The following is a 19,954-nucleotide window of genomic DNA, read 5'->3' as shown; positions in this document are numbered from 1 at the left end:
CGATTGAAGGTGTCACCCGATTCTGAATCCTGTTAATTCCCCTGTAGCAGCTGCCGAGGCACGAGGCTGCGTTGCGTGTCCGCAGGACCGCCCTCGGGGGCCGCTGCGCAGCCCGACGCAGCCTCGTGCCTCGGCAGCTGCTACATGTGTTTTTGCTTGACGCTGCCAGTTGTTCAGTGGGAAAAAGTGCGGGCAGGACTATCGATTGGATCCAAATTGCAGGCCAACGCTGGAATTAAGGACGATTCATGAAAACGCTTTTGTGTTTGCTGTTGGCCATCGCGGTCGGCACCGCGCTGCAGTCTGTGGGTGTGCCCCATGGGCTCTTGCTGGGCTCGATACTCTCAACCGCGATCATCGTCAGCCAGTCGGGTTTTTCTCCCACGCTGCGCTTCAGCCTTGGCTTCGTGCAAATCGTCCTGGGGATTGCGACCGGGTTGATGTTTCAGGCGTGGGATAACCAGGCCGTCGCGTCGCTGTTGCCCAGCCTTGGCCTGTTACTCCTGTGCCTGGCCGTTCAGGTCGGCATCGCCGGGTTGTGGTTGTACAAAGTCACTGGCTGGAACGTCAAAGACTCGCTGCTGGCGGTCTATCCGGGGGCGCTGGCTGCGGTGTTTGATTTGCTGGAGTCCGAGCGGGCGTCCAGCAAGGTGATCGTGGTGCATCTGGTCCGGCTGTTGTCCATCACGGTGCTGGTGAGCTTTTGCATTCCCGGCACACCTGGCCTGACCGCTGCTGAAAGCAGCCCTTGGGTCTTGAGCACCGTGCTGACACTGGCGTCACTGATCGTGCTGTGCCTTTTGTTGGGTCGCCTGTTGTTGCGATTTGGCGTCCCGGCACCGTTCATGCTGACGGCCATCGTCCTCACCGGTGTGTTCATCAAGGTGGGTTATCTGCAGACGTTCCACATGCCGCAATGGAGTGTCGATTTCGCGTCGGTCCTGCTCGGCGTGTTGATCGGCTCGAAGTTCCAGGACATCAGCTTCAAGGATCTCGTGCGGCACGGCAGGGCTGGACTGATCGGCGTGGTCTTGATGTTGCTGGTGGCTGCGGCATTCGCCGCTTTGGCCGGGAAAATCCTCGGCAGCGACCCGCTTACGGCATGGCTGGCGTACATGCCGGGCGCCATCGAGACCATCACCATCGTCGCGTTCAGTGGCGGCCTGAACGTGGTGTTCATTCTCTCTCATCACCTGGTGCGCATGGTGTTGCTGCATTTTGCACCGGCCTTGCTTATCCAGGCGCGACGCTGGCGGGAAGTGTCCGAGCGATCCTGATTCGCCATGGCTGCGTGTATCAGCACGTATCAATCCCCCATGCAGCCAACTTCGTATACAACTCCGTAGCGCTCCTGACACGTGCGCGATACATGCCGGCCTTTGAATGAGGTCACCGCAACCGCGGCATTTATCGTGCACTGACTGGCTGCACTGACTGGAGAACCGCAATGTTCCGTTTCGACTTCCCTAAAACCGCTGGCTCGCTTGGCCTGGCCGTTGCCGCTGCAACATTTGTCGCTTTCACCGGTTTTGCCCAGGCTCAAGAGGCTCCCATCGGCGTTGACCAAAGTGTGCCGGCGGCGAAAAGCTGGCAGACCGGCCTGCACCGAACAGATCTGCTGCACCGTGACCTCGACGTTCCAGAACGTGAAGTGATCCAGGTACGGGTGGATTTTGAACCGGGCGTGGTATCGCCCAAACACGCCCACCCAGGTGTTGAAGTGGCCTACGTTCTGGACGGTACATTCGAGTATCAGCTGGAAGGGCAGCCACCGGTGACGCTAAAGACCGGTGATTCGCTGTACATCCCGGCAGGGGTCGCGCATGTGGCGAAGAATGTGGGGGCGAATACGGGATCAGAACTGGCGACCTACATCGTCAAGAAAGGCCCGGCGCTGGTAGAAATCGTGAAGTAAGACGGCTACACCCGGATCAATTTCGGTGGGGGCGGGGGCGCGTCGAGCCAGGCAAAGGCCGTCGAATCAGGCCATTGGCTTTACAGCCCCTCGCCCAGCAACCTGAGGTACTCAGGGCTGTCGGAAATCGAATTGTGTCCCACCTCCGGGATCACCTCCAACACCGCCACACCCTTGGCGAAATGCTCGTATAAACGCTGCGTGCTCGAATCCAGTATGACCTCGTCCTGCCCGGCTGCGATCAACAACGTCGGTATGTTGATGCGCGCGGCGTAGCGCCAGGATTCAAACCGGTCCCGCAACAGCCACTTCACCGGGAATATCGGAAACTGGCGCGCGGCAATTTCTTCAAGACTGTTATACGGCGTAATCAGCACCAGGCGTGCCGCCGGGCGCTGGCTTGCAAGGCGTATGGCCACGCCCGAACCCAGGCTGCGGCCCACCAGCGCAATGTGCGGGTGCTCGGCGTACACCTTGTCGAACAAGGCCACGGCATCACGCGCAATGGCGTCTTCCGACGGCGAGCCAGTGCTGCCGCCGTAACCTCTGTAATTGAGAAAATAAAGGGCGTGATCAGGAAAGGCCTGGGCAAACGAGGGCATGTTGCGAGACACGTCCTCGGCATTCCCGCCGAAATAGATCAATGCATTGGGCCCGTCGTGCGCTCGCAGGGAAACCAGCACCTGCGTGCCCGCGTCCGAGACCGTTAACAGCGGCGTCTCGACGGACCGAGGCTGCGGAAAGTAGATCAGCGCGCGCTGAAACACCCACAGCCCGACACACAGCGCCAGGTACAACGCGACAACGATAACGGCAATGAACATCAGGACTCGCGGCATTCGGCTAACGTTAGGTGGCGGCATTGACGGCTCTGGGATTGAAGGTGGCGACCGCGTGATCGCCGTCAGAGTGTAGTCGACCGGTCGTGAGGCGCGCCGATCCTGGCAGTGCAAAGAGGAGGGGATCGATGCCCGTCACCTTTAAATGGCTCACTGTTCAGCCCGCTGAAAAAACCGCGCTGATGCTGGGTTTTGCCTTTCACTTTTGCGTCCTTGCCAGTTATTACCTGGTACGGCCGCTGCGCGATGCGTTGGGGCTGGAGGGGGGCGCCGACCAGTTGCAGTGGCTGTTCACCGCGACCTTTGTGGTCATGTTGCTGATGGTTCCGCTCTACGGCGCACTGGTTTCGCGGCTGCCGGCCACACGATTCGTGCCGCTGATCTACCGGCTGATTGCGCTGTCGATGCTGGTGTTCGGTGTGCTGATCGCCAATCGCGTCGCGCCGGTGACCGTCGGGCGTGTGTTCTTCGTGTGGATCAGTATCTACAACCTGTTCATCGTGACGATTTTCTGGAGCGTGTTGGTCGACCGCTTTTCCAATGAACAAGGGCGCAGGCTGTTCGGCTTCATTGCCGCCGGTGGCACACTCGGGACCTTCATCGGGCCGTTGCTGGCCGCGACCATGGCCACCCGTCTCGGACCGGTGGCCCTCACGCTCGCGGCGGCCTTGCTGCTGGAAATCGCGGTGCGTTGCTACCGGGCTTTGCTGGCCCGCACCGCTTCACAGTCCGGCAAACAGTCGCTGGATGATCGGCGCCTGGGCGGTGGCATGCTGGCGGGCGTCACCCTGATCCTGCGTTCGCGATACCTGATGGGGCTGGTGCTGTTCATGTTGCTGCACACCAGTGCGGCGACGTTGTTGTATTTCGAACAGGGCCGGATCGTCGCTGGCAGCTACGCTGATGTAGCGAGCCGGACGCAATTTTTCGCTATCGTTGATCTGATCGTCTCGGCGTTGACCTTGCTCTTCCAGCTCGTGTTGACGGCGCCCCTGATACGGTTGATCGGCGTGGGCGGCGCACTGGCGGCACTGCCACTGGCCACGATTGTGGCGTTCGCCGCCATGGCCCTGGCGCCGGTGCCGGCGACCGTCGCCCTGGCTCAAGGGCTGCGTCGGTCGGTGGAATTTGCCGTGGTGCGGCCGGCGCGAGAAGTGTTGTGGACGGTGGTCAGCCGCGAAGAGAAGTACAAGGCCAAGAATGTGATCGAAACCCTGGTCTATCGCGGGGGTGATGCTGCCAGCGGCTGGCTGTCCGCCGGGTTGAGCGCATTGGGCGCCGGATTTGGTCTGGTGGCGGTGGTGATCGTGCCGTTTGCCGGGTTGTGGGGCGGTTTATGTTTCTGGCTGGCCAGGCGGCAAGAGCAGCGGGCGGCTGGCACACAGGTGGAAGGGCATTACGATGAACCACACTGACGGCATTACGCGTCGCCGATTACTCACGCTGGCTGCCGGTGTCTCGGCGGTCCTCACGTTCGATCACGCCACGGCGCAACCCTCGCCGCCGACCGCAACAGGAGGCAAGAACATGCAGACCCGAGCCATTCCTTCCAGCGCCGAGCCGCTGCCCATCGTAGGGCTGGGCACTTATCGCGGTTTCGATGTTGCCCCTGCAGACCCGGCCTACAAACAGTTGCCCGCCGTGCTCAACGCGTTGTTCGAGAAGGGCGGGACGCTAATCGACAGCTCGCCGATGTATGGCCGTGCCGAGCAGACCACCGGCGAATTGCTGTCGATCCATGAACCGCGCTCGCCGGCATTTCTGGCCACCAAGGTCTGGACGCGCGGACGTGAGGAGGGCATCGCGCAGATGGAGCAGTCGTTCCGGTTGCTGCAAACCGACCGGATCGATTTGATGCAGATTCATAATCTGCTGGACTGGAAAACCCACCTGCCGACGTTGCGGCAATGGAAGGAAGAAGGGCGCATTCGCTACATCGGTATCACCCATTACACGGCGTCGGCGTATGACGAAGTGGAGGCGGTGCTCAAGGCCGAAGCGCTGGATTTCCTGCAAATCAATTACGCGCTGGATGATCGCGGGGTCGAGAAGCGCATCCTGCCGCTTTGCCGCGAACGGGGTGTGGCGGTGATGTGCAATCGACCGTTTGGCGGCGGAGGCTTGATCGCCCGACTCAAAGGCAAACCGCTGCCGGGGTGGGCAGCACAGGTGCAGGTGAATAGCTGGCCGCAGCTGGCGCTGAAGTTTTTGCTCTCGCACTCGGCGGTGACCTGCGTCATACCGGGCACCGGGAACCCGCGTTACATGGCCGATAATGCCGGGGCGGGATTCGGGCCGATGCTGACGGGGGCGCAGCGTGAGCAGTTGATTGATCTGGTGGGGTAGGGGGAGGAGGTTGAAGATCAAAAGATCGCAGCCTCGTTTCACTCGACAGCTCCTACACTCCGATTAACCTGTCCCGTTTCGTGCGCTGCCTGCTGGCCAGCGCATTGTTTGCCGCGCCGATCGCCTACGCGGCTGAGCCCGTCGTCCTGCACGTCGGTGATCAGAATTACTACAACGTCCGCGCCTCGGTCGAAGCCTCAGGCGTTCCATGCCGATTTTCTGGTGGGCCTGAACAAGGTCGGTGCCTGGGTCTGATGCTGTTCACTTAGCGATCGTCAGACGAGCAGGATCCTGTGGCGAGGGGATAAATCCCCTCGCCACACGCCGACCTGTGGGCAAAGAAGGCCAACCTGAACCAGAACCCAATAACTGACGGCCAGGCAGCGCTGGAACCAAACACTGTGTACCTTATCCAACCTCGGCCAGCAGCGAACTGCGGGCCGATAATGGATAAACGGGCGAAGGGTTTTTGCCATCAAACGTGACCGCAAGGGTCTGCCAAGGCAAAACATGAAACAGCTGTTCAAGGTTCTCGCTGCAATCGCCATCGTCACCGGGCTTGCCGGTTGCATCGCCGCCCCCATCGAAATGACCCCGCAGACCGAACAACGTCTGCGCGGGCAAGCACCGATTCGTTTTCTGCTGACCTTTGACGACGGTCCCAGTGCCTCGAGTTTCTGGAACCCGAGCATGACCGTGCTTGATAGCCTCGCGAGCAATCCGGTGCAGCCGAACATCAAAGCAGTGTTTTTCGTCCAGACCCGGGCTTCTCGGGCGGGGGGCAGTGAGATCGGGCGTGAGGTCATGCGCCGCGAGCAGGCCGAAGGTCAAATCCTGGGATTCCATACGGCCACGCCTGGGCATAGCAATCATCGCTCGCTCGATGACGTCGAGTTGGAGCAATCGCTCAGCAACGGCACCGCCGACATCGCGGCGATCACCGGCACGCCACCGACGCTGGTGCGCCCGCCGTTCTGGAATTACGACAAGCGCACGTTCGCGGCCTATCAACGCCATGGCTTGCAGGTGCTGCTGACGGACCTGAGTGCCAATGACGGCAAAATCTGGGGCTTTAACGCCAGTCCGCGACGGCGGGCCAACATGCTTCGGCAGCTGTCAGTGGTGCGCGAACGCATCGCACTCGGCGAACTGCCGACGGTGGATGGGGTGATTCCGGTCGTCGTGACCTTCCACGACCTGAACCGCTACACCGCCCGGCACGCCCGCGAGTACCTGCAAATCCTCATCGACAGCGCCAACACCACCGGGCTGAAACTGGCGCAGAAACCCTTTTACGACGATAAGGCCGAGCTGCAACGGGCTGCGACGGCGCGCACCGTCACCGACAGCTCCCAGGCGGTGCAGCTACCGGGCCTCTGGAACTGGATATGGGACGGGGATCGCCACTGATCAATGCCTGGAAATGAGAGGCACGTATCACTTTTTACTGGCGCAGGATTGGCCAAGGGCATCTATTCTCATTAAGTTCATCCGTCCCACTGCCGCCCGAGACGCCAGCCATGGTTCCCATTTCAGTCCTTTGCAACATTGTGGAGTGTGGTTTTACCCCGTTGTCCTGCGAATGCACGGAGAGCGGCGGATTGCTGCGTATTGAAGTGTTTGAACCCGACACCGGGCAGGTTGAACTGTTGATCTGCGGTGTGTCGACAGAGCAACTGACCAGCGTCCGCGCAATCTCCGAGCTGGTGGGCGAGTTACGCTCGGAGATGAACGCCGGACGCCGGGCGTTTGCCGGGTGAAGGTGGGTTTTCGGGACCTCTACGAACGCATGCCCGTACACCTGTAGGAGCTGTCGAGTGAAACGAGGCTGCGATCTTTTGATCTTGCCTTTTTAAAATCAAAAGATCGCAGCCTCGTTTCACTCGACAGCTCCTACAGGTCCTACAGGATCAACAGGATCAACAGGATCAACAGGATCAACAGGTTCAACAGGTCCTACAGTTCAGAAGGCGACAATTCCTCAATCATCCGCAAACAATGCCTCAACCCCGGTGATACATCCCCGACCCGTTGGCTGAGGATGATCGGCGACGTCGCGTTGTCTTCCAGCAGTGGGGTGAAACCGATGTCATCGCGGTGCAGCAACTGCACCGACGCCGGTACCAGCGTCACGCCAATTCCAGCCCCCACCAGGCCGATAGCCGTTTGCAGCTCGTTGGTCCATTGCGCCACATGAATGCTCACCCCATAGGATTCGAACAGGGCGATCACATGGTCGGCGTAGCTGGGCCGTGGGTTGACCGGGTACAGCACGAAGGGTTCTTTGGCCAGTTCGCGAAGGCTGATCGGCGCGCCCAGTAAAGGATGGCCGGCGGGCAGGGCGGCGACCAGGCGGTCTTCGGTCAGCACGGTCTGGAGGATGGCCGGATCATCAATACGAATCCGTCCGAAGCCGATGTCGATGCGTCCGGCCTTGAGCGCTTGCACCTGTTGCAGCGTGGTCATTTCCGACAACCCCAGTTCCAGCTCCAGCGGCTCGCCGCTGCGCAAGCGGCGGATCAGATCCGGCAGCACGCCATACAGGGTCGAAGGCGCGAAACCGATACCCAACCAGGTCTTTTCGCCCAGGCCGATCCGCCGGGTGTTGTCGCACACGTTGCCCAGTTGCTCGAGCAGGGCGCTGGAGTGTTCATGGAAAAACCGCCCGGCATCGGTCAGCTTCAGCGGTCGGCCACGTTCCAGCAACAGCACACCGAGTTCGTCTTCCAGCTGTTGGATCTGTCGGCTCAGGGGCGGTTGCGCGATGTGCAGCAGTTCTGCAGCGCGGGTGAAATTAAGGGTGTGAGCCAGCACCTGAAAATAGCGCAGGTGACGCAGTTCCATGGGACCTCCATAAGCCTGTCGTTTGCATACCTTAAAGGTATCAAGTCAGACCAATTCTATATTGGCTTCCCGAAAAAAGCCGTACGAGAATCGGTTCCAGAACTTTAAGAACCTGACGGGTATTGAAATGCTTGCGACAGCCATTGAATCGATCGAGACGATCATCGTCGATCTGCCGACCATCCGCCCGCACAAGCTGGCGATGCACACCATGCAGAACCAGACACTGGTGATCATTCGTGTTCGCTGTGCCGATGGCATCGAAGGCATCGGTGAATCCACCACCATCGGTGGGCTGGCCTACGGCAATGAAAGCCCCGACAGCATCAAGACCAACATCGATCGCCACTTCGCGCCGCTGTTGCTCGGCCAGGACAGCGCCAACGTGAACGCCGCGATGTTGCGGCTGGAGCGCAGCATTCGTGGCAACACCTTCGCCAAGTCAGGCATCGAAACCGCCTTGCTCGATGCCCAGGGCAAACGCCTCGGCCTGCCGGTGAGCGAGCTGTTGGGCGGTCGTGTGCGGGATGCGCTGCCAGTGGCCTGGACCCTGGCCAGCGGCGATACCGACAAGGACATCGCCGAAGCGGAAAAGATGCTCGACCTGCGCCGCCATCGGATCTTCAAGCTGAAAATCGGTGCCGGCGAAGTCAATCGCGACCTCGCTCACGTCATCGCCATCAAGAAAGCCCTGGGTGACCGCGCAAGCGTCAGGGTCGATGTCAATCAGGCCTGGGACGAAGCTGTTGCTGTGCGCGCCTGCCGGATTCTGGGCACGAATGGTATCGATCTGATCGAGCAACCGATCTCGCGCAATAACCGCTCCGGCATGGTGCGGCTGAATGCCGTGAGCCCGGCGCCGATCATGGCCGATGAATCCATCGAATGCGTGGAGGATGCGTTCAACCTGGCCCGCGAAGGCGCGGCGTCGATTTTCGCCTTGAAGATCGCCAAGAACGGCGGCCCTCGCGCGGTGCTGAAGACCGCCGCCATCGCCGAAGCGGCGGGTATCGGCCTGTACGGCGGAACCATGCTCGAAGGCGGTATCGGCACCATGGCGTCGGCCCATGCCTTCATCACGTTGAACAAGCTGGCCTGGGATACCGAATTGTTCGGGCCGTTGCTGCTGACCGAGGACATCCTCAGCGAGCCGCTGGTCTACCGCGATTTCGAGCTGCACGTGCCAAAAACACCGGGCCTGGGCCTGAGTCTGGATGAAGAGCGCCTGGCGTTTTACCGTCGCGACAAGTCATCCACCGTTCTGCATCACGTCTGAGGAGTGCATCATGCTGTTCCACGTAAAAATGACCGTGAACCTGCCGGTCGACATGAACCCTGAAGTGGCCGCCCGTCTGAAGGCTGACGAAAAGGCTTTCTCCCAGCGCCTGCAAGAGCAGGGCAAGTGGCGTCACCTGTGGCGCATCGCCGGGCTCTATGCCAATTACAGCGTGTTCGACGTCGACAGCGTTCAGGAGCTGCATGACCTGCTGATGCAATTGCCGCTTTACCCGTACATGGCGATCGAAGTCACCGCGATGTGCCGGCATCCTTCGTCGATTCGCGAGGATGACCGCTGAGCCCAGCCTGCTCAGTTCGCTACGCTAATAATTACAAGATGAGGAACCACCATGAACGTCAAGATTTCCCACACTGCCGCTGCCCAGAAATTTCTCGAAGAAGCCAGTGGCCTGCAAAACGACGCCGGCAGCCCGCGTGTCAAAGCCCTGGTTTATCGCATCCTGCGTGACTCCGTGAACATCATCGAAGACCTGGCCGTGACGCCGGAAGAGTTCTGGAAAGCCGTCAACTACCTCAACGTGTTGGGCGCGCGCCAAGAGGCCGGACTGGTAGTGGCAGGGCTTGGGCTGGAGCATTACCTCGACCTGCTGATGGACGCCGAAGACGAGGCGGCCGGCAAGGCTGGCGGCACGCCACGGACCATCGAAGGGCCGTTGTATGTGGCCGGTGCACCGCTCTCGGACTTCGAAGCGCGGCTCGATGATGGCGTGGATCCGGGTGTGACGCTGTTCATGCAGGGCCAGGTGCTCAACACCGCGGGCGAACCGCTGGCCGGCGCGGTCGTGGACGTCTGGCACGCCAATACCGGCGGCACCTACTCGTACTTCGATACCACCCAATCGGAATTCAACCTGCGCCGGCGCATCGTCACTGACGCCGAGGGTCGTTATCGCTTTCGCAGCATCGTGCCGTCGGGCTATGGCTGCCCGCCGGATGGTCCGACCCAGCAACTGCTCGATCAGCTGGGGCGTCATGGTCAGCGGCCGGCGCACATTCACTTCTTCATTTCCGCGCCGGATCATCGCCACCTGACCACCCAGATCAACCTGGATGGCGATGAGTACCTGCACGACGATTTCGCTTATGCCACCCGTGATGAGCTGATCGCAAAAATCACCTTCAGTGAAGATCAGGCACGTGCAGCGGCGCATGGCGTGAGCGGTCGGTTTGCCGAAATCGAATTCGACTTCACCCTGCAGTCGTCCGCCCAACCGGACGAGCAACAGCGCCCTGAGCGGGTCCGCGCACTGGAGGATTGACTCAGGATTTGAACCAACCCTGTAGGAGCCGAGCTTGCTCGCGATGGCGGTGTGTCAGTTGAAGAGATTTAAACTGATACAGCGCCATCGCGAGCAAGCTCGGCTCCTACAGGGGAGGCGGTTACCTGTCGTGGACACTGTTCTAGAATGACCCGACGCAACCTAAAACAACAACGAGAGTGCCCCGATGATGCACGCGCAGCTGTTGAGTCAGCGCAGCAGAGTATTCGACCACGCCGATCCTTATGCGGTGTCGGGTTACGTCAATCAGCATGTCGGTAATCACCACATTCTGATGCCTCGCGCGGGGCGTCCGCTGGCCAGTCTCGATCATCGTAAATTCGCCAGCCTCGACCTCTGCCGCATCAGCTATGGCGCCCCTGTGCGGGTGACGTCGGGTGCGCTGGACAGCATTTATCACTTGCAGGTGTTACTCGGTGGTCATTGCCTCTGGCGGGGGCATGGCGAGGAGCATTATTTCGCGCCTGGTGAACTGTTGTTGATCAACCCCGACGATCCGGTGGACCTGACCTATTCCGACGATTGCGAAAAATTCATTCTCAAAGTCCCGGCATTGCTGCTCGAATCCGTGTGCAACGAACAGCGTTGGCATTATCCGGACCAGGGCGTGCGGTTTCTGGAGAATTGCTATCAGCTCAACGAGCTGGAAGGTTTTGTGGGGCTGCTGGCGATGATTTGCCAGGAAGCCGAGGCCACTGAGCAAATCCCCAAGGTGCAGGAGCATTACGCGCAGATCATAGTCAGCAAGATGCTGAGTTTGATGAAAACCAATGTCAGCCGCGTCAACCCGGGTTCGCCGTCGGCAACGTTCGAGGCGATTGCCGACTACATTGCGCGCAATCTCAAGCACGACATCGACAGCGAAGAACTGGCACGCCAGGCGCACATCAGCCTGCGTTCGTTGTACGGATTGTTCGAGCGCAACGCCGGCACCACGCCGAAAAGCTACATCCGCCAGAAACGTCTGGAACGTATCAACGCCTGCCTGAGCGACCCCACCTGCAACGTGCGCAACGTCACGGAAGTGGCGATGGATTACGGCTTCCTGCACCTGGGAAGGTTCTCCAGCAGCTACCGCCAACAGTTCGGCGAACTGCCTTCCGATACCCTCAAGCGTCGGCATTGATGTAACTACAACACAAAACCTGTAGCAGCTGCCGAGCCCGCGAGGCTGCGTTCGAGTGCGCAGCGCTCGCAAAATGGCAGGCGAATGCTGCGCATCCGAACGCAGCCTCGCGGGCTCGGCAGCTGCTACAGGGGGCGGCGCCGGTTTCTGTATTGCACAAAACGGATACAGGTCTGCACCCTTCGGATAGTCCGCCTCAACCCCCCGACCTAGCATGGCCCTGCCTGAACAAAAACAATGGAGGCGGCGGCCATGACCCTGCGACCCGAATACCTTCACTCCTTGCTTGAAGACAATCCAGAGCAAGGCATCTATCGCTGCAAGCGCGAGATGTTTACCGACCCGCGCTTGTTCGACCTGGAGATGGAACACATCTTCGAAGGCAACTGGCTGTACCTCGCCCACGAAAGCCAGATCCCCAACAAGAACGATTTCTACACCACCACCATGGGGCGCCAGTCGATCTTTATCGCGCGCAACAAGGACGGTGAACTCAACGCGTTCATCAATGCCTGCAGCCACCGTGGTGCGACGCTTTGCCGGCACAAGTCCGGCAACAAGAGCTCCTACACCTGCCCGTTCCACGGCTGGACCTTCAACACCTCCGGCAAGCTGCTCAAGGTTAAAGACCCGGCAGCGGCAGGCTACCCGGCGAGTTTCAACTGCGAAGGCTCCCACGACCTGACCAAAGTCGCCCGTTTCGAGTCCTATCGCGGCTTCCTGTTCGGCAGCCTCAAGACCGACGTGGTGCCGCTGGTGGAGCACCTGGGCGAGTCAGCGAAAATCATCGACATGATCGTCGACCAGTCCGCCGATGGCCTTGAAGTGCTGCGCGGTTCCTCCAGCTACATCTACGAAGGCAACTGGAAGCTCACCGCCGAAAACGGCGCCGATGGCTATCACGTCAGCTCCGTGCACTGGAACTACGCGGCCACGCAGAACCAGCGCAAGCAGCGCGAGGCCGGTGACAGCAACCCGACCATGAGCGCCGGCACCTGGGCCAAACAGGGCGGTGGTTTCTATTCGTTCGACAAGGGGCACATGCTGCTCTGGACTCGCTGGTCCAATCCCGAGGACCGCCCGCTGTACGAGCGCCGCGACGAGTTGGCCAATGATTTTGGTAAAGCCCGTGCCGACTGGATGATCGAGAACTCGCGCAACCTGTGCCTGTACCCGAACGTGTACCTGATGGACCAGTTCAGCTCGCAGATTCGCATCGCCCGGCCGATTTCGGTCAACCGCACGGAAATCACCATCTATTGCATCGCCCCCAAAGGCGAAAGCGATCACGCGCGGTCGAGCCGAATTCGTCAGTACGAAGATTTCTTCAACGTCAGTGGCATGGCCACGCCGGACGATCTGGAAGAGTTCCGGTCCTGCCAGACCAGCTACCAAGGCAGCGTCACCACCTGGAACGACATGTCCCGGGGGGCTGAGCACTGGATTGAAGGGGCCGACGAAGCCGCGAAGGAAATCGACCTGCATCCGCTGCTCAGCGGCGTGCGCACCGAAGACGAAGGGCTGTTCGTGCTGCAGCACAAATACTGGCAGCAGACCATGCTCAAGGCCTTGGCCGTCGAGCAGTCCGCGCTGATTGCCGTGGAGGAAGTGTGATGATCGCCACCTATGACGCCGTGCGGGATTTTCTCTACCGCGAAGCGCGCTACCTCGACGACCGCCAGTGGGATGAATGGCTGGAGATGTACGCACCGGACGCGACATTCTGGATGCCTTCGTGGGACGACAACGACGAGCTGACCGAAGACCCGCAACGGGAGATCTCACTGATCTGGTACGGCAACCGCACGGGGCTTGAAGATCGCGTATTCCGCATCAAGACCGAGCGTTCCAGCGCGAGCATTCCGGACACGCGCACCTCCCACAACATCAGCAACATCGAGCTGCTTGAACAGGCCGACGGGGTCTGCAAGGTGCGCTTCAACTGGCACACCCTGAGTTTTCGCTACAAGACCGTCGACAGCTATTTCGGCAGCAGTTTCTACACCCTCGATGTGCGCGGTGAAAACCCGCTGATCAAGGCCAAGAAAGTGATCCTGAAGAATGACTACGTTCGCCAGGTCATCGATGTTTACCACCTGTGAGGCAACCGTCATGACGCATTCCATTGCATTGAATTTCGAAGACGGCGTCACTCGTTTCATCGACGCCAGTCCCCATGAAACCGTGGCGGATGCAGCCTACCGCCAAGGCATCAACATTCCGCTGGACTGCCGCGACGGCGCTTGCGGCACCTGCAAGTGTTTTGCCGAAGCCGGGCGCTATGACCTCGGCGAGGAATACATCGAAGACGCTCTCAGTGCCGATGAGGCCGAGCAAGGGTTTGTGCTGACCTGCCAGATGCGTGCGCAGAGCGATTGCGTGGTACGCGTGCCAACGTCTTCGGATGTCTGCCGTACGCGCCAGGCCCGTTACGACGGCACCATCAGCGCGGTGCGCCAGTTGTCCGACAGCACCATCGCGCTGTCGATCAAGGGCGAGGCGCTGAGCAAGCTGGCGTTCCTGCCAGGGCAGTATGTGAACCTCGCGATTCCCGGCAGCGAGCAGACGCGGGCCTATTCCTTCAGCTCGTTGCAGCGCGACGGTGAAGTCAGTTTCCTGATTCGCAACGTGCCTGGCGGCTTGATGAGCAGCTTCCTCACCGGCATGGCCAAGGCCGGCGACAGCATGAGCCTGGCCGGGCCGTTGGGCAGTTTTTACCTGCGCGATATCCGCCGTCCGTTGTTACTGTTGGCCGGTGGCACCGGCTTGGCGCCCTTTACCGCCATGCTGGAAAAGATTGCCGAGCAGGGCAGTGAGCATCCGCTGCACCTGATCTATGGGGTGACGCATGATTTCGATCTGGTGGAACTCGATCGCCTGGAAGCCTTCGCCGCACGCATCCCGAATTTCAGCTTCAGTGCCTGCGTCGCCAGCCCTGACAGTCAGCACCCGTTGAAGGGTTACGTGACCCAGCACATCGAACCGCGGCATTTGAACGACGGTGACGTGGACGTCTACCTGTGCGGCCCGCCGCCGATGGTCGAAGCGGTCAGCCAGTTCATCCGCGATCAAGGCATTGCCCCGGCGAATTTCTACTACGAGAAATTCGCCGCCAGCGCGGCCTGAATAATTACATCGCCGAACACGCACCACCTGTAGCAGCTGGCGAAGCCTGCGTTCGGCTGCGAAGCAGTCGTGAAACCAAGCGACGCGGTGTGTCACGGAAACCTCGCATGTAGTTTTTACGACTGCTGCGCAGCCGAACGCAGGCTTCGCCAGCTGCTACACGGGCGCCTGATACCGATTTGTGCAAAGAGGTAGGTATGAACAGATTTCACGAAAAAGTCGCGCTGATCACCGGTGCGGCCCAAGGCATCGGCCGGCGCGTCGCTGAGCGCATGGCGGAGCAAGGGGCACGCTTGATCCTGGTTGACCGCTCCGAATTGGTGTTCGAGTTGCAACAGCAATTAGGCCAGGACAGCCTCGCGCTGACCGCCGACCTCGAGCAATACACCGAATGCAGCCGTGTCATGCAGGCGGCGGTCGAGCGGTTTGGTCGACTCGACATCCTCATCAACAACGTCGGCGGCACTATATGGGCCAAGCCTTTCGAGCACTACGAGCCGTCGCAGATCGAGGCCGAAGTCCGCCGCTCGCTGTTTCCGACGCTGTGGTGCTGCCATGCCGCGCTGCCGTTCATGCTGGAGCAAGGCAGTGGTGCGATCGTCAACGTGTCCTCCATCGCCACGCGCAGCGTCAACCGTGTGCCCTACGGCGCGGCGAAGGGCGGGGTCAATGCACTGACTGCCTGCCTGGCGTTTGAAACGGCTGGCCGCGGTGTACGAGTCAACGCCACGGCTCCCGGTGGCACCGAAGCGCCGCCACGGGTAATACCGCGCAATAGCGCTGAACAAAGCGCAGAAGAGAAGGTGTGGTATCAGCAGATTGTCGATCAAACCCTCGACAGCAGTCTGATGAAGCGCTACGGAACACTGGATGAGCAGGCCAGCGCCATTCTGTTTCTGGCCAGCGACGACGCGTCTTACATCACCGGCATGGTCATGCCAGTGGGCGGCGGCGATCAAGGCTGATCCGGATCGAATCGGTGCCTACAAGCGGCGCCTGAACGCGTTGACGATTCGTAGCGTGGCGTCGTTTGTGTTGAGGTTGTTGACCGCGTCCAGCGGATGCCAGACGCAGTCGACGATCTCATTCAAAGGGCGTGCGGCGTCGTAATTCACCACCGATGCTTCGTAGACGTGGTGAAGGGTGTCGCCGGATTCCAGTTCCATCAGGTAGAGCATGTCGTCCACCCCAAGCCCGGTTTCCTCCTGAAGCTCGCGAACGGCGGCGGCCGCAACGGTTTCGTTGCGCTCGACTTTTCCGCCGGGCAAGGTCCAGCGACATCGGGATTTACGCACCAGCAGGACGTGCCGGTCCTGCTCGCAGATGACAGTCGCGCGTACTTTCATGTGTAGTTTCCATAGGCCGGCAGTCACAAGACAGTCATAAAACTGCAACAAATGCGCCTGATCGAAACCGGCGGTCTGAGCTTTGGAGTTGGCGATTGTGCCGAAAGTGCAATCTTATTTGCCGCGACGTCTGGTCGGCACCTTGGCGGCAGTCAGGTGTAAGGTAGGCACGTCAACCCTGGATATTCCTGCCTGAATGGAGGTGTACATGAGCGTTCCGATGTTGAACAAAATGCACATGAATGGTTACGACGTACTCAGCGTTAACAACGGCCCGTGGCGCGTATGCACCAAAAGTGACCGGCTTGGCGCGTTTCCCAGCCGAGAAGAAGCGTTGGCGTTTGCGGCAGCGTTGCCTGCGTATCGCGCGCGATCGTCTCGGCCTGCAAACAATCAGTAGCTAATAGAAGCATTAATGTGGCGAGGGAGTTTACTCCCGCTGGACTGCGCAGCAGTCCCATCTTCTGGGGCCGCTTCGCAGCCCAGCGGGAGTAAACTCCCTCGCCACACATACTTCTTTGCCACATATACTCCCTCGACACGAAAGCTCCCTCTTCACATCAAAACTGTTCGGCGCTTAAGCCGCTTTGTTACGAGTAATGGTCTTGGCCTTCACCTCTTCGGCATACCCCGCCAGTCGTGCTTCGTCCCCCTGAAACAACTCGCACAGTCGCTTGGCCGCCTCCGCGTCCACGTCATTGCCGGCCATGCGCAGTTGTTCTGCAATACGCAGCAACTCGACCGCCGACCATCGCAGATCCGAAGCGACGCCCTGCAGATCCCGCCGAAGTTGCTGTTCCGATTCGTTGAGCCACATGCTGACCTCCTGCAATAAATTCTCCGTTACGAAAGACTAGACCCAAATCAGAGGTGGGGCAGGGCGATGCCGTTATCCCTTGAGGCGCTGCCGTTGGTCGGGAACATTAATGCGAACGAAAAGGCTGGATGTCGTATTGGAATAGCGACTATTCGCAAGGGCGAGGCCACTTCAATGACGACCACCGATGATTTCAGGTTCCACGCCCATGAGCTGATCGTCGAGCTGGACGCGGCCACTACGGAAATGATGATGCTGATTTCGGCTCATCAGCTCAACGGCCCGGAATGGGAAAGGGTCACGCAGCGGCAACATGACGCCTATGAGCGTTGGATGAAGTACCTCAACGAGAGGTCCTATCCGAATGCCACGGAACCTTCCGATAACAAACCAGCTGATTAAGATTGTCTGAGCGAATGGATGTCTGCACCACGACACGCTACATTTTCCTTTTCAGGAAAAGGAAGTGTCATGCGGATGCTTATTGCGGGAGTCATGCTGGTGTCGCTGGCGGGTTGCTCGTTGCCCGCTTCCGTAGTGCCAGGGGAGCCGAATGTCAGCAAGTACAGTGAGAAACCGCCCAAGGAATACGCGGCGTGCGTGCTGCCGTTGTGGCAGAAAGAAGTCTCGAACACTAAACAGACCTCGATTTCCAACGGCTACAGAATCAATGCGCCGGGCATCATTACGGCCGACGAGATTCTGGACATCGTGAAGTCGAAGGACGGCAGCCGGGTTTCGTTGTACCAGGGGCCACCGTGGGCGAAATCGGGAGCACTGCGCCAGGCGGTGCGCGATTGTCTCTGAGGCTTAGTCAGTGATGTCGTTCACCGGGATGGCTTGCGGGTTCACGTTGCTTTTTTTCTCGCGACGTTCATTCATCCAGTGGTCCACCTGCTCACCAAATTCCGCTGGAGCCTTGCGTCCGACCTTTCTGGCGAGATCAAGAATGGTCTGCTGAGACAACGCCTCTTCCATGCGTTTTTGCGCATTCATCATCGCGCCGTGAACCGAGCAGGGACCATCGAGGGCCCACTCGGGCACAGTCCCTTCGAACAGGGCGCAACGCCCGCGAATCTCCCGGCAATCGAAAATCAGCTTGCGACCGTCAATGGCGTTGACGATGTCGAGCAGGCTGATTTCGTCCGAAGGCCGGGCCAGCTTGAACCCACCGCGTACGCCTTCAGTGGCGACCACCAATTTCGCCTTGGCCAGTTTGGTGAAGATTTTCGCCAGGTAGTCCAACGGCACGCCTTGCAACTCGGCGAGATCGCGCACGCTCGCCTCGCGGGTATCTCCGCGATTGCCTACCAGAAAAATCAGGCAATGAATGCCGTACTCAACGCCTGCGCTGTAAAGAGACATTTTGATCTCCGACTAATGTTGTCGCCAATATTAGCAGCCGACCGGGAGCAGGACAATCACCGCAAATCCGCGATTTAGCCATTTGCATGCGAAAAAACAATCGATACGGATGATGGTAACCATCAAAAAATACCGATTGCTCTTAATAACTAGGATTAATATAGTCGTAGTTGTCCGGTCGGCGGCACACACTAGCCAGCGGAACCTTTAACAATTTCAACACGCGGTTTTTCCCTGGAGATAACGATGAAACAGCACATTCTGGTAATCGGCGCAGGTTTCGGTGGCATGTGGACGGCGTTGAGCGCCACGCGCCTGTTCGACATTCACGGTCATGACGACGTTGAAGTCACCGTGCTGGCCCCGCAGGCCGAGCTGCGCGTGCGTCCGCGATTCTACGAACCGAATGCACATCAACTGGCCGCGCCGCTTGGCGAGCTGTTCGATGCGGTTGGCGTCAAGTTCATCAAGGGCGCTGCCGAGACAATCGATGTGCAGAGCAAACAGGTGGGTTACCGCGATGATTCAGGCACCCAGCAGGTATGCAGCTACGACAAACTCGTTCTGGCCACTGGCAGCCGTCTCGCCGTGCCAAACACGGCGGGTGCGGTCGAGCATGCGTTTGATGTCGACCAGATCGAAGAAGCCGTCCGCCTGGAAAACCATCTCAAATCCTTGAAGCAACTGCCGCAGAGCAAGGCGCGCAATACCGTCGTGGTCGCCGGTGGTGGTTTTACCGGTATTGAAACCGCAACCGAAATGCCCGCTCGACTGCGCGCCATCCTCGGCGACGCTGCAGACATCGAAGTGATCATCGTTGATCGTGGTGAAAAAATCGGCGCGTCGATGGGGGCCGAGATCAGCGTTTCGATTGCTTTGGCCAGCGCCGAAGTGGGCGTTGAATGGCGTTTGAAGTCGTCGGTGGTGTCTGTCGATGAAAACGGCGTGACCTTGGCCGACGGCCAGCGGATCGACGCTAAAACCGTGATCTGGACCACCGGCGTGCGCGCCAGCTCACTGACCGAACAAGTGCCCGGTGAGCGCGACGCGCTGGGTCGTCTGCATGTGGACAGCCATTTGAAAGTCATTGGCCAGGACGACATCTTCGCCACCGGTGACGTGGCCTATGCCGCCTCCGATGACATCGGCAACCACGCGATGATGACCTGCCAGCACGCGATCGTTTTGGGCCGTCATGCCGGTAACAACGTGGCCGCGCAGATCCTCGGCGTTGATCCGACCCCTTACCGCCAACCCAAGTACGTGACCTGCCTGGACCTGGGTGCCTGGGGCGCGGTGTACACCGAGGGCTGGGATCGCCAGGTGAAGTTGGTCAGGCAGGAAGGCAAGGCGCTGAAAACCCAGATCAACACCCAGTGGATCTACCCGCCGGCGGCAAATCGTGAAAGCGCTTGGGCGGCGGCGGATCCGTTGATTCCGATTGCTTGAGGCTTTGCCTGAGAGATGTCGCCCCCTCTAATGCTGTTCACTAAGAATTTTCGAAGCGAATGAAATCCCGTGGCGAGGGAGCTTGCTCCCGCTGGGCTGCGCAGCAGTCCTTGTTTCAGAGGGCCGCTTCGCGGCCAACGGGAGCAAGCTCCCTCGCCACAGGAAACAATGTTGCGCTTAAGTAAACTGCATTTCCTCTATC

The 19,954-nt window shown here is 59.7% G+C and carries 23 protein-coding genes and 1 pseudogene; 19 read left to right on the top strand and 5 right to left on the bottom strand.

Annotated elements, in window-relative coordinates; translation table 11 throughout:
• Window positions 1-248: 248 nt before the first annotated feature.
• Together GBC55_RS18115 and GBC55_RS18110 are read left to right on the top strand one after the other, a co-directional pair.
• The gene (locus GBC55_RS18115) at window positions 249-1,277 is read left to right on the top strand and encodes an AbrB family transcriptional regulator (RefSeq protein ID WP_162441180.1); all 1,029 of its coding nucleotides are present in this window, start codon (window positions 249-251) and stop codon (window positions 1,275-1,277) included.
• A 170-nt stretch (window positions 1,278-1,447) separates the two neighbouring features.
• Window positions 1,448-1,915 carry a cupin domain-containing protein gene (locus tag GBC55_RS18110; RefSeq protein ID WP_162441179.1) on the top strand — a complete coding sequence of 156 codons (468 nt, stop codon included), beginning with the start codon at window positions 1,448-1,450 and terminating at the stop codon, window positions 1,913-1,915.
• Between the two features lie 80 nt (window positions 1,916-1,995).
• Here the strand turns inward: GBC55_RS18110 and GBC55_RS18105 are convergent, their stop codons facing one another.
• The gene (locus GBC55_RS18105; protein WP_162441178.1) at window positions 1,996-2,778 is read right to left on the bottom strand and encodes an alpha/beta fold hydrolase; all 783 of its coding nucleotides are present in this window, start codon (window positions 2,776-2,778) and stop codon (window positions 1,996-1,998) included.
• Window positions 2,779-2,882: 104 nt separating this feature from the next.
• Here GBC55_RS18105 and GBC55_RS18100 point away from each other — a divergent pair, with 104 nt between their 5' ends.
• The 5 genes and pseudogenes from GBC55_RS18100 to GBC55_RS18080 all read left to right on the top strand — a co-directional run bounded on the left by GBC55_RS18100 (window position 2,883) and on the right by GBC55_RS18080 (window position 6,860).
• The gene (locus GBC55_RS18100) at window positions 2,883-4,169 is read left to right on the top strand and encodes an MFS transporter (RefSeq protein ID WP_247266946.1); all 1,287 of its coding nucleotides are present in this window, start codon (window positions 2,883-2,885) and stop codon (window positions 4,167-4,169) included.
• Window positions 4,156-5,100, top strand: coding sequence for an aldo/keto reductase (locus tag GBC55_RS18095; protein WP_162440549.1), 945 nt, complete (start codon window positions 4,156-4,158; stop codon window positions 5,098-5,100). The genes GBC55_RS18100 and GBC55_RS18095 overlap by 14 nt, the downstream gene beginning before the upstream one ends.
• A gap of 62 nt (window positions 5,101-5,162) precedes the next feature.
• A pseudogene (locus GBC55_RS18090) lies at window positions 5,163-5,306 on the top strand (ABC transporter substrate-binding protein); the annotation flags it as partial.
• Window positions 5,307-5,610: 304 nt separating this feature from the next.
• Window positions 5,611-6,510, top strand: coding sequence for a polysaccharide deacetylase family protein (locus GBC55_RS18085; protein ID WP_162440550.1), 900 nt, complete (start codon window positions 5,611-5,613; stop codon window positions 6,508-6,510).
• A gap of 110 nt (window positions 6,511-6,620) precedes the next feature.
• Window positions 6,621-6,860: a DUF1652 domain-containing protein gene (locus tag GBC55_RS18080; RefSeq protein WP_162440551.1), complete on the top strand. Its 240-nt coding sequence runs from the start codon at window positions 6,621-6,623 to the stop codon at window positions 6,858-6,860.
• A 196-nt stretch (window positions 6,861-7,056) separates the two neighbouring features.
• Here the strand turns inward: GBC55_RS18080 and GBC55_RS18075 are convergent, their stop codons facing one another.
• Window positions 7,057-7,944: a LysR family transcriptional regulator gene (locus GBC55_RS18075; protein ID WP_162440552.1), complete on the bottom strand. Its 888-nt coding sequence runs from the start codon at window positions 7,942-7,944 to the stop codon at window positions 7,057-7,059.
• A gap of 127 nt (window positions 7,945-8,071) precedes the next feature.
• Here GBC55_RS18075 and GBC55_RS18070 point away from each other — a divergent pair, with 127 nt between their 5' ends.
• From GBC55_RS18070 to GBC55_RS18035, 8 genes are all read left to right on the top strand, one after another.
• Window positions 8,072-9,220: a muconate cycloisomerase family protein gene (locus GBC55_RS18070; protein ID WP_162440553.1), complete on the top strand. Its 1,149-nt coding sequence runs from the start codon at window positions 8,072-8,074 to the stop codon at window positions 9,218-9,220.
• Window positions 9,221-9,230: 10 nt separating this feature from the next.
• A complete protein-coding gene (catC, locus tag GBC55_RS18065) occupies window positions 9,231-9,521 on the top strand; it encodes a muconolactone Delta-isomerase (RefSeq protein ID WP_162440554.1) in 291 nt (96 codons plus the stop codon).
• A gap of 51 nt (window positions 9,522-9,572) precedes the next feature.
• On the top strand, window positions 9,573-10,502 hold the full coding sequence (gene catA / locus GBC55_RS18060; protein ID WP_162440555.1) for a catechol 1,2-dioxygenase: 930 nt from the start codon (window positions 9,573-9,575) through the stop codon (window positions 10,500-10,502).
• A gap of 187 nt (window positions 10,503-10,689) precedes the next feature.
• Window positions 10,690-11,649, top strand: a complete 960-nt coding sequence (locus tag GBC55_RS18055) for a helix-turn-helix domain-containing protein (RefSeq protein ID WP_162440556.1) — start codon at window positions 10,690-10,692, stop codon at window positions 11,647-11,649.
• A 252-nt stretch (window positions 11,650-11,901) separates the two neighbouring features.
• Window positions 11,902-13,263: a benzoate 1,2-dioxygenase large subunit gene (benA, locus tag GBC55_RS18050; protein WP_162440557.1), complete on the top strand. Its 1,362-nt coding sequence runs from the start codon at window positions 11,902-11,904 to the stop codon at window positions 13,261-13,263.
• Window positions 13,263-13,751, top strand: a complete 489-nt coding sequence (benB, locus tag GBC55_RS18045; protein WP_162440558.1) for a benzoate 1,2-dioxygenase small subunit — start codon at window positions 13,263-13,265, stop codon at window positions 13,749-13,751. The genes benA and benB overlap by 1 nt, the downstream gene beginning before the upstream one ends.
• A 10-nt stretch (window positions 13,752-13,761) precedes the next feature.
• The gene (gene benC / locus GBC55_RS18040; RefSeq protein WP_162440559.1) at window positions 13,762-14,775 is read left to right on the top strand and encodes a benzoate 1,2-dioxygenase electron transfer component BenC; all 1,014 of its coding nucleotides are present in this window, start codon (window positions 13,762-13,764) and stop codon (window positions 14,773-14,775) included.
• A 197-nt stretch (window positions 14,776-14,972) separates the two neighbouring features.
• Window positions 14,973-15,740, top strand: coding sequence for a 1,6-dihydroxycyclohexa-2,4-diene-1-carboxylate dehydrogenase (locus GBC55_RS18035; RefSeq protein WP_162440560.1), 768 nt, complete (start codon window positions 14,973-14,975; stop codon window positions 15,738-15,740).
• Window positions 15,741-15,758: 18 nt separating this feature from the next.
• Here GBC55_RS18035 and GBC55_RS18030 read toward each other — a convergent pair whose 3' ends face one another.
• Window positions 15,759-16,121 (bottom strand): NUDIX hydrolase, encoded by a 363-nt coding sequence (locus GBC55_RS18030; RefSeq protein WP_162440561.1) that lies wholly within the window; start codon window positions 16,119-16,121, stop codon window positions 15,759-15,761.
• A gap of 208 nt (window positions 16,122-16,329) precedes the next feature.
• On the opposite strand from GBC55_RS18030, the gene GBC55_RS18025 reads away from it, so the two are divergent.
• On the top strand, window positions 16,330-16,521 hold the full coding sequence (locus GBC55_RS18025; RefSeq protein ID WP_162440562.1) for a DUF2188 domain-containing protein: 192 nt from the start codon (window positions 16,330-16,332) through the stop codon (window positions 16,519-16,521).
• 177 nt (window positions 16,522-16,698) lie between these two features.
• Here the strand turns inward: GBC55_RS18025 and GBC55_RS18020 are convergent, their stop codons facing one another.
• Window positions 16,699-16,938 (bottom strand): hypothetical protein, encoded by a 240-nt coding sequence (locus GBC55_RS18020; RefSeq protein ID WP_162440563.1) that lies wholly within the window; start codon window positions 16,936-16,938, stop codon window positions 16,699-16,701.
• A 174-nt stretch (window positions 16,939-17,112) separates the two neighbouring features.
• Between GBC55_RS18020 and GBC55_RS18015 the strand changes: the two genes are divergently transcribed.
• The gene (locus GBC55_RS18015) at window positions 17,113-17,340 is read left to right on the top strand and encodes a hypothetical protein (RefSeq protein WP_162440577.1); all 228 of its coding nucleotides are present in this window, start codon (window positions 17,113-17,115) and stop codon (window positions 17,338-17,340) included.
• A 69-nt stretch (window positions 17,341-17,409) separates the two neighbouring features.
• On the top strand, window positions 17,410-17,745 hold the full coding sequence (locus GBC55_RS18010; RefSeq protein WP_162440564.1) for a hypothetical protein: 336 nt from the start codon (window positions 17,410-17,412) through the stop codon (window positions 17,743-17,745).
• Between the two features lie 3 nt (window positions 17,746-17,748).
• Here the strand turns inward: GBC55_RS18010 and GBC55_RS18005 are convergent, their stop codons facing one another.
• Window positions 17,749-18,303, bottom strand: a complete 555-nt coding sequence (locus tag GBC55_RS18005) for an Rrf2 family transcriptional regulator (protein WP_162440565.1) — start codon at window positions 18,301-18,303, stop codon at window positions 17,749-17,751.
• 246 nt (window positions 18,304-18,549) lie between these two features.
• On the opposite strand from GBC55_RS18005, the gene GBC55_RS18000 reads away from it, so the two are divergent.
• Window positions 18,550-19,752, top strand: coding sequence for an NAD(P)/FAD-dependent oxidoreductase (locus GBC55_RS18000; RefSeq protein ID WP_162440566.1), 1,203 nt, complete (start codon window positions 18,550-18,552; stop codon window positions 19,750-19,752).
• Window positions 19,753-19,954: the final 202 nt, after the last annotated feature.

It is taken from the genome of Pseudomonas sp. TNT3 (assembly GCF_010095445.2).
Lineage (GTDB): Bacteria > Pseudomonadota > Gammaproteobacteria > Pseudomonadales > Pseudomonadaceae > Aquipseudomonas.
Note: the sequence above shows the minus strand (reverse complement) of the source record. Positions and strands in the feature narration are given on the sequence as shown.